This is a genomic window from Paenibacillus lacisoli (assembly GCF_030580655.1).
Taxonomy (GTDB): domain Bacteria; phylum Bacillota; class Bacilli; order Paenibacillales; family Paenibacillaceae; genus Paenibacillus; species Paenibacillus lacisoli.
In genome coordinates, this window is the sequence record NZ_JAUQTB010000001.1 from 501,455 (window position 1) to 515,515 (window position 14,061).

Sequence of the window (14,061 nt, forward strand, 5' to 3'; positions counted from 1 at the left end):
AAAAAGCGGTGTCCGCCTCTGTATACATACAGATCGGCGGACACCGCTTATTTGATTTAGTCCTTTAGTCTTCGATGGTAGACAAATCCCCTGCAGGAAGATCAAGCTCCCATGCTTTTAGCACTCTGCGCATAATTTTACCGGAACGTGTCTTCGGCAGCTTATCCTTAAATTCGATCTCCCGTGGAGCAGCATGAGCAGACAACCCTTCCTTGACGAAGCGGTAAATCTCCTCCTTCAGCTCATCTGTAGCTTCATATCCTTCCCGCAGCGCGATAAAAGCTTTAATGATCTCGCCGCGCGTTGAATCCGGTTTACCAATAACACCTGCCTCCGCTACTGCCGGATGTTCGATCAGCTTGCTTTCCACTTCGAAAGGCCCGATACGCTCGCCGGACGAGTTGATCACATCATCGATACGTCCCTGAAACCAGAAATAACCATCCTCATCCATATACGCGGAATCTCCGGAGACATACCAGCCCGGCAGACGGAAATACTCCTCGTACTTAGACGGGTTATTCCAGATGGTCCTCATCATCGAAGGCCAAGGTGTCCGGATCGCCAGGTTGCCCATATGATTCGGTGGTACCTCCTGGCCGTGGTCATCCACGATCGCGGCTTCAATCCCGGGAAGCGGTTTGCCCATAGAGCCGGGCTTAATATCCATTTCCGGATAGTTGCAGATCAGCTGTGCCCCGGTCTCTGTCATCCACCAGGTGTCGTGGATCCGATGTCCGTAGGCTTTCCAGCCCCAACGAACCACTTCCGGATTCAGCGGCTCACCGACGGAAAGCACATGACGCAGGCTATCCAGCCGGAACTGTTCGTGCACCTGTTCTCCCGCCCCCATCAGCATGCGGAAAGCTGTCGGTGCACTGTACCATACACTGACATTCTCACGCTCGATCGTGCTGTACCAGTCCTGCGGACTGAAACGACCGCCGCGCACGACATTGGTTACCCCGTTCAGCCAAGGAGCAAAAATACCGTATGACGTTCCGGTTACCCAGCCCGGATCCGCGGTACACCAGTAAATATCATCCTCGCGCAGATCCAGCACCATTTTCCCTGTATAATAATGTTGAATCATTGCATTCTGTACATGGTAAACCCCTTTGGGCTTCCCTGTGGACCCGGAGGTATAGTGAATCAGCAGACCATCCTCACGATCCAGCCATTCCGGCTCAAGCTCATCCGAAGCAGACCGCATCTCATCGTCATACGAGATCAAATCTTCTCCACTATGTACCTCACCGACAACAATAATCTGCTTCAGCTCCGGCAGCTCCTCCCTGCTTACCCGGCCAAGGAGCTGGGGTGTTGTTATCAGAGCCACAGCCCCGCTGTCTTCCAGACGATCCTTAACAGCCGTCTCCATGAAGGCTTCGAACAAGGGACCTGCAATCGCGCCGGTCTTCAGAATGCCGAGCAGCGCCACATACAGCTCAGGAGAACGCGGCATAAAGATAAACACACGATCTCCTTTGCCGATGCCATGCTGGCGGAGTACGTTCCCGAAACGGTTAGATAACAGCTTCAGCTCCTCGAAGGTAAATGTCTCCCTGCGGCTGGCGTCACTGTAGATGAGAGCTGTTTTGTTACCGCGTCCCTCATCAACATGGCGGTCAATCGCTTCATGAGCCATGTTCACTTTCCCGTTTGCATACCAGGTGAAATGACGCTCCACTTCCTCCCAGCTGAACTGCTTCCGGGCTTCTTCATAGTTTCCGAGATTCGACGTCTGAACCGTACTTTGCATATTCTCCTCTTGCATAGAACTCATCTCCTTGACCTCCAGTCTGCAGCACATATAAAATATGCTTACGATAAGATAACGCTTACAAAATAATTCGTCAGGTTCTCTTCAGCAACCTTTGGGTAAGTCATGTCCATCATCTGCTGCCAATGAAAGGGAAAAGTATGAACGTTCTGTGTCGGAAATATTATAGCACGCCCGATTTATGAAGACTATTGCTTTTCGGAGATTTATGAAAAATGGTTAGGTGTCTATACCGCAGCTATCGGATTAGTGAAAGGAGCCAACGCCATATGCAGCATCCTAAAAACGGCACAGCAGCTGAATATGAAAAGAACGGGCAGCTTTTTGTTATTGAAGGTCCGGTTCCTCCTGAACGTCTGTCCAAGCTGGAGATGCATCCGCTGCTGGATGCATTCCGGCGCCCGGCAGAACAGCTGGAAGCACTGATCGAGATCGCCGGGCTTCCGGAAGGTCGGATTATTGCAGCCATTCAGGAGGAGACGATTGTCGGTTATGTAACCTTTCATTATCCCGACGAGATGGAGCGCTGGTCTGAAGCGGGGATGGATGATCTGATCGAACTCGGCGCCGTGGAAGTCGCTGATCCCTTCCGCGGATTCGGTCTGGGAAGCAGGCTCATCCGGCATGCGTTTCAGGATCAGCAGATGGAAGCTTATATTATCTTCACCACAGAATATTATTGGCATTGGGATTTGAAGGGCAGCGGTCTGTCCATATGGGAATACCGTAATATGATGGAACGGCTGATGAAGACGGTCGACATGGTGTGGTACGCCACGGACGATCCGGAAATCTGCTCCCATCCGGCTAACTGTCTAATGGTACGTATCGGACAGCATGTGCCGCTGCAATCAAGGGAGCAGTTTGACCGCATCAGGTTCAGGCAGCGTTTTATGTATTAAAGGTGTTCCAGCATGTTAGCCACAATATGATGGGAACGACGGGCAGCCTCGACTGTAAATTGTTCAAAACTGATATGTGCCGAGCCATCAGCTTTATCTGACATGGATCGCAGGATCAGGAATGGAACACCGTTCATATGACACGCCTGGGCAACAGCTGCTCCCTCCATCTCTGTGCATGAACCGTTCAACTGCTTATGCAGCCATAAGACATGCTCACGATCTGCGATAAACTGGTCTCCGGACAGCACGATGCCTGTCAGATAGTGATAATGCAGCTCGCGGCAGGCTTGTTCTGCCAGCTCCACCAATGCCGGATCGGCTGCAAAGCTGGAAACTTCCTGATACGGAATGACACCGTGTTCATAACCTAGTGCCGTCACATCCATGTCATGATGTACGCATGAGGTTGAAATTACAATGTCACCCACGTTCAAGTCAGGATCGACTGCTCCGGCTACTCCGGTAAATATCACCCGCTCTACATCATAGCGATCTACCAGAATTTGCGTAGTGACCGCAGCATTCACTTTGCCTACTCCCGACTTGCACACGACCACAGACCTGCCATAAATCATCCCGGTTGTAAATGCCACTCCAGCCACCTGCTCGGTCTCCGCCTCACCGCCCATGGCTGCCAGGAGCAGCTCAACCTCTTCATCCATAGCTCCGATAATCCCTGTAAGCTTATCCATCATTATCCCTCCTGCGATGATATAAACATGAAAAAAGCTCCTTTGCAGGAGCTATAATTCCAATCAATCCATGTCAAACGGTTAGTCTACATGACTGACAGACAGGCGGAGAATCGTCTCATGCGGCAAAATAACGCGCGGATTATCGACGTTCTCTTTCTTCATCAGCTTGGTCAGCAGACGCATCGCAACAGCACCCAAATCATACATAGGCTGCGCAACCGTAGTCAGCTGCGGACGAACCATAGAAGCCATACGGATGTTATCCACACTGATGATGGAGAAATCATCCGGCACCTTTAATCCTTCATCCTGAATGCTGTGAATTGCGCCGATCGCCATTTCATCGGTTGCCGCGAAGATGGCTGTCGGTTTCTTCTTCAGACCAAGGAAGTACTTCATAGCTTCGACGCCGGACTCGTAACGATAGTTTCCAATTCGAACCAGATCTTCCTGATATTCAATACCTGCTGCTTCCAGTGCACGCTTGTACCCTTGGAAACGGGCATAACCATTAGCTGGATCCTGAAGCGTGCCGCTGATCATCGCGATTTCTCGGTGTCCATGTCGGATCAATGTATTCACGGCATCAAACGCCGCAGCTTCATGATCGATGTCAACTGAAGGATAGGTGCCGTTCTCGTCACTTGTTGCGCACAGCACGATTGGCACTGCCGATGTCTGGAACGCTTGAATGTGCTCGTCCGTTACCGTACCGCCCATGAACAACAGCCCGTCCACCTGCTTCTCCAGCAGCGTGTTAATAACGCGAATTTCCTTTTCCTTACGCTTGTCCGCATTACACAAAATGATATTGTAGTGGTACATGTTCGCAATATCTTCAATTCCCCGTGCAATTTCGGCAAAAATCGAGTTAGATATATCCGGAATCACAACGCCGACAGTTGTCGTCTTCTTGCTTGCCAGGCCTCTGGCAACCGCATTCGGACGATATCCCAAGCGTTCGATTGCTTCATATACTTTTTTGCGGGTCTGCGGCTTCACATTCGGATTGTTGTTCACGACCCGTGAAACCGTGGCCATGGAAACGCCTGCTTCTCTAGCCACATCGTAAATAGTTACCGTCACGTTCCTTCTCTCCATTGCCAGTAAATTTTATAACCAAGCCTCGAACTATCAATTAGAATTATGATACGACAAAATGTTCCTTTATGCAATGATAGTTGCGGTTCTCAGACTAATGCCTCTTTCAAAGACTGGGTAGTAATATTGGAATGAGAAGTGTGCCATACCGGGGCTCCGTCCTTCACAAGAATGGCCTGTGGCGATTCGTGGCGGATGCCGAGCAGCTCAGCTGCCTCGTTCGAAACCGGGCGGTCCTCAACGACATAGATCAGACCGTATTCCACTTCCTCATTAGGCGTACCTTCCAGATAAGACTGGAACTCGCGAAAAGCTCCGGCGCTGATCGGGCAGCGTGTACTATGTTTAAACAATAGCAAAGGTTTATTTGTTGACGCTTCCAGAGCGGATTGCAGCTGTCCGATAGTAGTCATTCTAATCATCGTCGCCATTAGATATACATCCCCTTTTTGTAAGAGTCCTATCTCATATCCTAACAAAAAGCGCATGAAAAATCCAACGAACGGCATGAAAACCTTTCATTTTCATTCTCGATCAGTCAAAAATAAGCCTCTCCCATTCCCAAAATCGATTATGATATCCGTCAGGAAGAGGCGGACAGAATCGGATAGGAAGATAATGTGGACAGCTGGCTGAGCCGTCTCTCGATATCTTGGGTCCAATCCTGATCTCCTGACGATTGTGCATAACGATAGACATCCAGCAGCGTATTAATCCGTTCGTTAACAGCCTTCATCAGCTGACGGGCGGTTGACGGTGTGAGCTGAACTCCATACAGCTTGCTGGTGAGAATGAGGCTTGACAGCTCATTCCTGTCGGCAAAGGAGATCCGGATGGTTTCCGGCTCAGAGCCGAGCTCGGCCAGATACTGCTTTAATTCTTCTTTGACACAAGGGAGTAATTCATAATAAGAGCATTCTTCACAGCTCATAACCGGAACCTGGGTGATCGACACCTTTCCGGCAAAAATAACAGTTCGTAGTTCTAACTGGATGGTATGACCGCATTGGCAATATTCCTGCATGTGACACCTCTTCATAGCAACTAATATGGACGCTTTCTGTCCTGTCCAACTCATTTATCTATATTGTATTATACAAGCTACTTCGACCAAGAGGTGTCAATTCCTTTTCTTTTTGCGATGTACTTATTACCAGCCGAGTTAATATTACAAGCCTGTAAGTAAACCCTTCCAGCACCAAAACAGCCGATTCCCGAGGAACCGGCTGTCTTATGGGTGTCATATAAAGGGGGCTTCCGGCAATCAGGATTCAGCAGAATGCGTCCGCCCGAGGCTCTATTTGCCTCCACAGCTGCCTGTCTTCAGCGTAGACGAAGCAAAATCTGTCAGGGCTTGTTCTATCGCTGAGCTGCTGCTCATTCCCATACAATCGCGCGCCTTCCGTCGCGCTTCATCCGCATGGGTATTCAGAACCCGATGCTTGACCCGGAGCAGGGACTGAGGGGACATGCTCAAATTCTGAACCCCCAGTTCCAGCCAGAGCGGGACCGACCGCTCATCACCGGCCATCTCCCCGCATACGCTGACACTGATTCCTGCGCGGGAAGCAGCATCTACAGTCATGCGCAGCAGGCGCAGAACAGCCGGATGGAAAGGCTGATACATATGGGCAATCTGCTCGTTCATCCGGTCCACTGCCAGGACGTACTGTACCAGGTCATTGGTTCCGATACTGAAAAAATCAACCTCCTGCGCGAGCAGGTCCGAAATCATTGCAGCAGCGGGTACTTCAACCATGATGCCGACCTGAATATCAGGGTCATACGCCAGCCCACGCAGGTCCAGCTCCTTACGAGCTTCCGCAAGCAGCTTGTTGGCTTCCCTGACTTCATCGACGGATGAGATCATTGGATACATGATTTTGACATTGCCCCCGGCACTGGCACGAAGGATCGCCCGCAGTTGGGTCTTGAACAGCTCCTCGCGGTCCAGACAGATGCGGATAGCACGGTAGCCAAGAAAAGGGTTATCTTCCTCGGGAAGCTCGAAATAATCCAGCTCCTTGTCCCCGCCGATATCCAGTGTCCGAATGACAACCGAATGCCCCTGCGTCTTCTCCGCTACCTTCCGGTACATTTCGTACTGTTCCTCTTCATCAGGGAAGGTGTCCCTGTCCATATACAGGAATTCGGTACGGAACAAGCCTACACCTTGCGCCCCGTGACGCAGTGCCATATCGAGCTCCTTCAGGGAACTGATATTGGAGGACAGCTGCAATGTCACCCCGTCCTTCGTGATGGCGTCCACCGATGCCAGCAGCTGCAGCTGTTCCTTGCGCAGCTGCTGCTCGGCGCGCAGCAGTGTATATTGTTCAATAATCTTCCGGTCAGGATGGATATAGACCAGCCCTTGGTCGCCATCAACGACCATGAGATCGCCGGTCTGTACTGGCAGGCTGACCTGCGTCTCCAGTCCCGAGACGAGCGGAATCCCCAAAGCGCGGGCCATGATGGCAGAATGTGAGGTTTTTCCGCCATTCATCGTAACGATACCCAGCACGTGGTTCGGATTAAGGTGAACCAGCTGGGACGGAGACAACTCCTTGGCCACCAGGATATAAGGCTTGTTGTCCTTCGGCAAGGTGATCTCCGGCGCACCCAGCAGATGCTTGAGCAGCCTGTTCCCTACATCCTTGATATCAATGGCACGCTCTTTCATATATTCATCATCAAGAAGATCAAACATGGTTACAAAATGGTCAATGGCTTCCTTGACGGCGACTTCAGCCGCCTTGTACTGCCGCTCGATGATCCCTTGAATCTCATTCATAAATACCGGGTCTTCAAGAATCGCCAGGTGCGCATCAAAGATGCTCGATTCTTCAGGCCCGACCATTTCCTTGAATTCATTCTTGATATATTCGATTTCGTTTTTGGAGGTTCGAATTCCTTCATACAGCCGTTCGAACTCCTTGGCCAAATCCACTGCGTCCATTTTCTGATCCGGCATTTCCCATTCCCAGCCGGGAAGAACAAATGCACTCCCGATCGCAACGCCCGCAGCACTGCCGATGCCTTGTATCATGATTCTACCCCTCCAACATTTCTGTCATGCAGCACGACTGACATGACCGAAGCCTGGCCTTTTTTGACTGACTTAAACGGAGCAAAGCTCCAGGATTTAACGAGCTCCGGATTTGTAATAACCATCGGCGTAGCCAGAGATGCAGCTCCGCTCTTAAGTATATTCATATCAAAAGAAATCAGCAGCTGTCCCTGTTCCACCGTGTCCCCCGCCTGAACGTGAGCCTGGAAGCAGCCTTTGAGCTGCGAAGTATCGATCCCGATATGAATGAGCACTTCCAGCCCTTCCCGGGTCGAGATTCCAATCGCGTGCATGGTTGGATACAGATGCATAACTGTTCCGAACACCGGTGATACCAATTCACCACGCTCCGGTACAAAGGCGACACCGTCACCCACCAGTTTGGCCGCAAAAATCTGATCAGGCACTTCTTCAATCGGCATCATTACGCCCTGCACAGGAGCACAGAACAGTACCTGCTGAAGGTCCCTTTCCATCAGTTTTGCTATCTCTTCACGTATCAATTCGGAATAGGTGCCGAAAACAACCTGCACGTTGCCGCCTCCCAGCTTGATTAATCCAGCCGACCCAAGTGCTTTCATGGCGTTGGAGTCAATCAGCCTGTCGTTATGAACGGTCAGCCTCAGCCTCGTAATGCAGGCCTCCACCTGAATCAGATTCTGCTTACCGCCCAGCGCTTCAAGGATAAGGGGTGCCTGGTAAGGAATATTGCCTACCCAGTCGTCCAGCACCGACCCCTCCTCACGCCCCGGCGTAGGAATGCGGAACCTGCGGATTGCCCAGCGAAACAGTACGTAATAGACAACACCGTAGGCGATGCCGATTGGAATCAGCATCCAGGCATTATGGGACAGGTGAAAGTTCAGCACATAATCTATAGCACCTGCCGAATAGGAAAAACCGTGGCGGATATCCAGGATATAGGTCAGCCACATGGCGAGACCCGACATCACCGCATGCACAATAAACAGATAGGGTGCAGCAAACAAAAACGCAAACTCGATCTGTTCAGATACTCCGGTAAAAAAGCATACCAGGGATGCGGTTAGAAACGTTTTGCGCACCTTGGGCTTCAGATCTTCACGGGCTTCATGGACAATAGCAAATGCAATGGCCGGAAGCGCAAACATCATGATCGGGAACAACCCGGACATAAAATAACCAGCTGTGGGATCACCTGCAAAAAAGCGCGGCAGATCCCCCTGTACAATGCTGCCCGAAGGCGTCTCATAGTTGCCCAGCTGGAACCAGAACACGTTATTCAGCAAATGATGAAGCCCGAAAGCGACCAGCACACGATACAGAATTCCGTACAAAAACAGGCCAAAGCCGCCGAGACTGTATTCCCAGCCTGCAATGATATCCAGCAGCTGCTGCAGCAGGGGAGCCACGAACAGCATCAGACATGCAAAAATAACCGAAAACAACCCAACAACCAGCAGAACAAACCGTGTCCCGCCAAAAAATTGCAAGATCTCCGGGAGCTTAATAGACTTGAATCGATTATGTGTTAACCCGGCAATCGCTCCGAGGATCATCCCCACCAGCGTGGCCGGATGGATATTTCCGTTGCCGAAATGAGCCGTAACCTGTTCATAAATAACCATACCTGCCAAAGCAGCGAGCCCCGCCTGCCCCGCCTGATTAGACAGGCCCAGCGCAACGCCAACCGCAAACAAATAAGGCAAAAAATAAAAAATACCTTGACCGGCGACAGTGGCAATACTGCCAACCTCCGGGATTCCCCAGGCTTGCCAAGGTAAACTGCCCACACAGAGCAGAATTGCCGCTGCCGGCAGCACCATGGTCGGGAGCATGACCGCCCTGCCAAACTGCTGCAAGGATCCGAGCCAGTTCATGGCCATCCTCTCCTTTCTAAGATGATGGTAAGCGGATAACCTGGTTTTGTCAAAGCCAACCGTACCGATGCATGATAAAAAACACAATCCCGGTTCATACCGGGATTGTGCAGACTTAAATATTGCTTATGATAACCGCAGCAGCCTATCTGCGGACCGGTTGGGTGATGGCCTCTTCAACCTTGATACAGCGATCCATGATCACCTGAAGTCCGCGCCCGCCCGCAATGCCGGCAGCCTCTTCGCTAATGATGCCCTGCTGCAGCCACAGCACCCGCGCACCGGCCTCTACCGCTTCCTTTGCCACGTCCGCACAGTATTCGCTGCGTCTGAACACATTGACAATATCAATGGGCTCTGGTACTTCTGCAAGACTGGCATAGCAGGTCTCACCAAGAATGGTGGAGCCTGCTGCAGCCGGATTTACCGGAATGATACGGTAGCCCCGGCTCTGCATCGCGCCTGCAACCATGTAGGACGTACGGTCTGTTTTGTCCGACAGACCGACTACTGCGATATTCCCTGCTTGCTCCAGAATGTTCTTGATCTCTTCACGTGAAGGGTTCTCAAACGCCATCATTATTGCTCCTCTCTACATTTCAAGTCGTGATTGAAAGTTATCCTGCATACAAGGTAATCCCTAGGACTCTTTCCATTCAACCGAAGCACCCAGCGCCCTCAGGTGGTCAAAATACTGCGGGTACGATTTGGCCACATGATGGGCATCCCGAATAACCAGCGGCTTGTGTGACCGCAGACCGACTACCGTTAGGGCCATGATAACACGGTGATCGTAATGGGCATTGATTTCGACCCCGCCCTCGACGCCTTCCGGCTGCCCGTGAACGATAATTTCAGCCTGACGCTCCTCCACCTTGGCACCGGCTTTGGTGAGTTCAGCCAGATAATCGGTAATTCGGTCGCATTCCTTGTATCTCAGATTCTCTACATTATAGAACCGTGAGGTTCCTTCAGCAAAACACGCAGCAGCAACCATCGCCAGGACCGCATCTGTCGCAGCATCACCGTCGAACTCGATTGCCTTCAGGCGCCCGTTCCCCTGAACATGTACGGTGTCATTCTCATGCGTCAGCGGCACTTCCATCTGGCGCAGCACATCGACGATGGCCCGCTCCCCCTGCTTGCTTCGCTCCATCAGACGTTCCACGGTCACATCTGAACGGGTTACAGCCGCCGCGGCCAGTACAGCCGCACTGCCTGGATAATCACCCTGCACCGTATAAGTGCGCGGCTGATAAGCCTGCCTGCCCGGAACCTTAAAATGCATATAATCATCGCTGGCATGGATAACAATACCTGCCTGCTCCAGCACCTCCAGGGTCTGTCCGATAACAACCTTGGACTTCAGATCGTGCAGAACTTCAATCTCGCTGTCCTCCGAAAGGAGCGGTGTGAGGAACAGGAGTGCGCTCAGATACTGGGAGCTGACCGATCCAGATACGGTAATTTTGCCGCCTTTGGGCGCGCCGCCGGAGATAGTAATCGGCAGCTTGCCTTCCCGGTGCTCCACCTGAACACCCAGCTGCTGCAGCGAGACAATCAGGTCGTCATGAGGACGCTTGCCCAGTGAATCGGGATACGTATTGACAAAAGTTACGTTCTCGCTAAGTGCTGCAATTCCCATCAAAAAGCGGAGAACCGCCCCGGCATTGCCGACATTCAGTTCCTTCACATTGCGCGGACGACTGCCGAAGCCTGTGATGACGATCTTCTCTTCGTCTTCTTCCAGACTCGCGCCGAGGTCCTGGATACAGCGGCGCATCGCATCGCTGTCCTCGCTGTGTGCCGGATAATAGATGGTGCTTGTACCTTCGGCCAGCGCTGCTACCAGGAGGTAGCGGGTCGTATAATTTTTGGATGACAGGGCCCCGATCGTGCCCTGAAGAGTTGGTGTCGGTGTTACGATTACGTCCATGGTCATTCTCCTTCTATATAAGTTGCTGAATTGACAGTCCCAAGGCCCCTTCGCTATCATGAAGGCATGAAACTATTGAAATGAGGGTGCCTAATGAACCATTTGGATACAATAGAGCCAAGCGAGCTTCGATCCAGACTGCAGGCAGGCGAGCAGCCGAACATGATCGATGTCCGCGAGGATGAAGAAGTCGCTGAAGGCATGATCTCAGGGGCCAAGCATATTCCGCTGGGCCAGCTTCCGCAGCATACGGACGAATTGGATCCTGAACAGGAGTGGATCCTCATCTGCCGCAGCGGCTACCGCAGCGAACGGGCATGTGAATACCTGCAGCAGCTGGGCTTCAGACATGTCGTGAACATGACCGGCGGCATGCTGCAGTGGAACAGTGAATCCTGATCCTGCCGTTTCTGATTGGAGAACGGGCCTAAGGGCCCGTTTTTTTTGCAGTCAAAAGCTTAGACGCGGTAATGTGCTAAAATCATAGAAGCCACTTCGGCCGCAGACAGATGAGATGTATCCACCTCGACGTGTGCAAACTTGTAGGCATCCCTGCGCTCTTCCATGATCCGACGAACCCGATCTTCCACGCCGCCTGCAAGCAGCGGCCGATCCGGATTCCCGCTTACCCGTTCAATGATAACCTCCGGTACAGCTGTTAAAGCTACAACCAGTCCGCTTGACAGCATCAGGTCACAATTCACAGAACGAAGCACCGATCCGCCTCCGGTGGAGATAACCTGGCCTTTGGCCGAACAGATGGAACGTAGTGCTGCCGCCTCAGCTTCCCGGAAATATTCCTCTCCATGCTGTGTAAAAATATCCGCAATACTGCGCCCTTCCAGGCGTTCAATTTCCTCATCCATATCAATGAGATGGTACCCCAGCTCCTGGGCCAGAATCCGGCTGACGGTTGATTTGCCCGTCCCCATCATTCCTACCAGAATCAAATTGGGTCCGGTATCCTCCTGCAGCAATGCCGACACCCCTTTTGCTAAACTTTTTTTCATATCATACCACAGGGTTTGACATTTTGTATAATAGAGCATTTGTCCGATCTGCTGACATAAGAAAGCCCGCAGGAACCAGAAATCATCTTTCCAGTCCCTGCGGGTTATGTTATCTATAATCTATTAAGATGAGATTAGAACCATTGATGATGGAACACGCCTTCCTTGTCCACACGCTTAAATGTATGCGCCCCAAAATAATCACGCTGCGCCTGCAGCAGGTTAGCCGGCAGACGCTCTGTACGGTAGCTGTCATAGTAAGAAAGTGCACTTGAGAAGCCTGGAACCGGAATCCCTTGAGATACCGCTGCGGAGATCACCTCACGCCAAGCGGATTGATAGGACTCGACCACATTCTGGAAATATGGATCAAGCAGCAGATTCTTCAGGGCCGGCTCCCGGTCATACGCATCCTTGATATTCTGCAGGAACTGAGAGCGGATAATACAGCCGCCGCGGAAAATCATAGCGATGTTGCCGTATTTGAGATCCCAGCCATATTCATCGGAAGCAGCACGCATTTGGGCGAACCCTTGCGCATACGAAACGATTTTACTTGCGAAAAGTGCCCGGCGCACATTCTCAATGAACTGCTCCCGGTCACCGTCAAACGGCTTCACTTCAGGCCCATTTAGAATCTTGCTGGCTGCAACCCGCTCTTCTTTCATTGCGGAGAGGAAACGGGAGAAAACCGACTCTGTAATCATGGACAGGGGCACACCCAGATCGAGCGCGCTTTGGCTTGTCCATTTGCCTGTTCCCTTCTGACCGGCTGCGTCCAGGATCACATCGACCATCGGCTTGCCGGTGTCCGGATCTGTTTTGGAGAAAATATCTGCTGTTATCTCGATCAGATAGCTGTCGAGCTCCCCCTTGTTCCAATCCGAGAAAATACGGTGCAGCTCTTCCGTCTCGAGACCAAGCACAGATTGGAGCAGGTGGTAAGCTTCGCCGATCAGCTGCATATCACCATATTCAATTCCGTTATGCACCATCTTGACATAATGACCTGCCCCATCCGGTCCGATATACGTACAGCATGGATCACCGTTAACATGGGCCGAAATGGCCGTCAGAATCGGCTCTACCAGCTTGTACGCGCTTTCCTGTCCGCCCGGCATAATGGCAGGGCCTTTCAGTGCGCCTTCTTCACCGCCCGATACCCCGGTTCCGATGAAGCGGAAGCCCTTCTCTTCGAGCTCTTTGCTGCGACGCTGAGTGTCAGGGAAGTAAGCGTTGCCGCCGTCAATAATAATGTCGCCTTCATCCAGGTACGGAATCAGCTGTTCAATCGTTGCATCTGTTGCCGGACCAGCTTGTACCATAATAAGAATCTTGCGCGGGGTTTCCAGCGAATGAACAAATTCCTCGACAGAGAAAGTACCTGTCAAATTTTTGCCTTTCGCTTCTTCCAGCAAGTCATGCGTTTTTTGAGGAGAGCGGTTAAATACCGAAACCGTAAAGCCCTTGCTTTCAATGTTGAGAGCCAAATTTTTGCCCATAACGGCCAGGCCTACTACACCAATCTGCTGTTTTGCCATCTGGTTCCTCATCCTTTGCATATAATTTGGTTTTATGCTGAATGCAATACGACAAGTTTATTCTAAACCCTTTAACGGAAGAAGTGAACCCCGATGAAGCAGCCACGCAGAACAAAACACCCCAACAGATGAGGTGTTCTTCAAATTGTCACCGTTACCCGGGA

General features: G+C 51.5%; 13 protein-coding genes. 2 read left to right on the forward strand and 11 right to left on the reverse strand.

All coding sequences use genetic code 11. The annotated features are described in order from the left end of the window. Positions 1–64: 64 nt before the first annotated feature. Entirely contained in the window at positions 65–1,777 is a 1,713-nt protein-coding gene (acsA, locus tag Q5741_RS02495) for an acetate--CoA ligase (RefSeq protein WP_305022725.1), read from the reverse strand. Positions 1,778–2,052: 275 nt separating this feature from the next. Here acsA and Q5741_RS02500 point away from each other — a divergent pair, with 275 nt between their 5' ends. Continuing rightward, complete coding sequence (locus Q5741_RS02500; protein ID WP_305022454.1) at positions 2,053–2,685, forward strand: GNAT family N-acetyltransferase; 633 nt, start codon at positions 2,053–2,055, stop codon at positions 2,683–2,685. On the opposite strand, the gene Q5741_RS02505 is transcribed toward Q5741_RS02500, so the two are convergent. From Q5741_RS02505 to aroA, 8 genes are all read right to left on the reverse strand, one after another. Next, positions 2,682–3,380 carry a 5'-methylthioadenosine/adenosylhomocysteine nucleosidase gene (locus Q5741_RS02505; RefSeq protein WP_305022455.1) on the reverse strand — a complete coding sequence of 233 codons (699 nt, stop codon included), beginning with the start codon at positions 3,378–3,380 and terminating at the stop codon, positions 2,682–2,684. The two genes, Q5741_RS02500 and Q5741_RS02505, sit on opposite strands and share 4 nt — an antisense overlap. Before the next feature lie 81 nt (positions 3,381–3,461). Next, positions 3,462–4,469, reverse strand: coding sequence for a catabolite control protein A (gene ccpA, locus Q5741_RS02510; protein ID WP_305022456.1), 1,008 nt, complete (start codon positions 4,467–4,469; stop codon positions 3,462–3,464). A gap of 104 nt (positions 4,470–4,573) precedes the next feature. Then, complete coding sequence (ytxJ, locus tag Q5741_RS02515) at positions 4,574–4,915, reverse strand: bacillithiol system redox-active protein YtxJ (RefSeq protein ID WP_305022457.1); 342 nt, start codon at positions 4,913–4,915, stop codon at positions 4,574–4,576. Positions 4,916–5,067: 152 nt separating this feature from the next. Beyond that, the gene (locus Q5741_RS02520) at positions 5,068–5,508 is read right to left on the reverse strand and encodes a hypothetical protein (protein ID WP_305022458.1); all 441 of its coding nucleotides are present in this window, start codon (positions 5,506–5,508) and stop codon (positions 5,068–5,070) included. A gap of 273 nt (positions 5,509–5,781) precedes the next feature. Continuing rightward, a complete protein-coding gene (gene ptsP, locus Q5741_RS02525) occupies positions 5,782–7,530 on the reverse strand; it encodes a phosphoenolpyruvate--protein phosphotransferase (protein WP_305022459.1) in 1,749 nt (582 codons plus the stop codon). Further along, a complete protein-coding gene (locus Q5741_RS02530; protein WP_305022460.1) occupies positions 7,527–9,410 on the reverse strand; it encodes a glucose PTS transporter subunit IIA in 1,884 nt (627 codons plus the stop codon). Before Q5741_RS02530 ends, ptsP begins: the two co-directional genes overlap by 4 nt. Before the next feature lie 145 nt (positions 9,411–9,555). Further along, entirely contained in the window at positions 9,556–9,987 is a 432-nt protein-coding gene (locus Q5741_RS02535) for a CoA-binding protein (RefSeq protein ID WP_305022461.1), read from the reverse strand. Positions 9,988–10,050: 63 nt separating this feature from the next. After that, entirely contained in the window at positions 10,051–11,346 is a 1,296-nt protein-coding gene (gene aroA, locus Q5741_RS02540) for a 3-phosphoshikimate 1-carboxyvinyltransferase (protein ID WP_305022462.1), read from the reverse strand. Positions 11,347–11,439: 93 nt separating this feature from the next. Between aroA and Q5741_RS02545 the strand changes: the two genes are divergently transcribed. Then, complete coding sequence (locus tag Q5741_RS02545; protein ID WP_305022463.1) at positions 11,440–11,745, forward strand: rhodanese-like domain-containing protein; 306 nt, start codon at positions 11,440–11,442, stop codon at positions 11,743–11,745. A gap of 59 nt (positions 11,746–11,804) precedes the next feature. Here the strand turns inward: Q5741_RS02545 and Q5741_RS02550 are convergent, their stop codons facing one another. Continuing rightward, entirely contained in the window at positions 11,805–12,356 is a 552-nt protein-coding gene (locus Q5741_RS02550; RefSeq protein WP_305022464.1) for a shikimate kinase, read from the reverse strand. Between the two features lie 134 nt (positions 12,357–12,490). Next, entirely contained in the window at positions 12,491–13,897 is a 1,407-nt protein-coding gene (gene gndA, locus Q5741_RS02555; protein WP_305022465.1) for an NADP-dependent phosphogluconate dehydrogenase, read from the reverse strand. Between the last annotated feature and the right edge of the window lie 164 nt (positions 13,898–14,061).

What these genes read in the sequence shown, in the direction of transcription:
- Q5741_RS02545 (WP_305022463.1), top strand. Translation starts at nt 11,440, where the DNA reads ATGAACCATTTGGATACAATAGAGCCAAGCGAGCTTCGATCCAGACTG.
- ytxJ (WP_305022457.1), bottom strand. Translation starts at nt 4,915, where the DNA reads ATGGCGACGATGATTAGAATGACTACTATCGGACAGCTGCAATCCGCT.
- gndA (WP_305022465.1), bottom strand. Translation starts at nt 13,897, where the DNA reads ATGGCAAAACAGCAGATTGGTGTAGTAGGCCTGGCCGTTATGGGCAAA.
- ptsP (WP_305022459.1), bottom strand. Translation starts at nt 7,530, where the DNA reads ATGATACAAGGCATCGGCAGTGCTGCGGGCGTTGCGATCGGGAGTGCA.
- Q5741_RS02530 (WP_305022460.1), bottom strand. Translation starts at nt 9,410, where the DNA reads ATGAACTGGCTCGGATCCTTGCAGCAGTTTGGCAGGGCGGTCATGCTC.
- Q5741_RS02500 (WP_305022454.1), top strand. Translation starts at nt 2,053, where the DNA reads ATGCAGCATCCTAAAAACGGCACAGCAGCTGAATATGAAAAGAACGGG.
- Q5741_RS02550 (WP_305022464.1), bottom strand. Translation starts at nt 12,356, where the DNA reads ATGAAAAAAAGTTTAGCAAAAGGGGTGTCGGCATTGCTGCAGGAGGAT.
- acsA (WP_305022725.1), bottom strand. Translation starts at nt 1,777, where the DNA reads ATGCAAGAGGAGAATATGCAAAGTACGGTTCAGACGTCGAATCTCGGA.
- Q5741_RS02505 (WP_305022455.1), bottom strand. Translation starts at nt 3,380, where the DNA reads ATGGATAAGCTTACAGGGATTATCGGAGCTATGGATGAAGAGGTTGAG.
- Q5741_RS02520 (WP_305022458.1), bottom strand. Translation starts at nt 5,508, where the DNA reads ATGCAGGAATATTGCCAATGCGGTCATACCATCCAGTTAGAACTACGA.
- Q5741_RS02535 (WP_305022461.1), bottom strand. Translation starts at nt 9,987, where the DNA reads ATGGCGTTTGAGAACCCTTCACGTGAAGAGATCAAGAACATTCTGGAG.
- aroA (WP_305022462.1), bottom strand. Translation starts at nt 11,346, where the DNA reads ATGGACGTAATCGTAACACCGACACCAACTCTTCAGGGCACGATCGGG.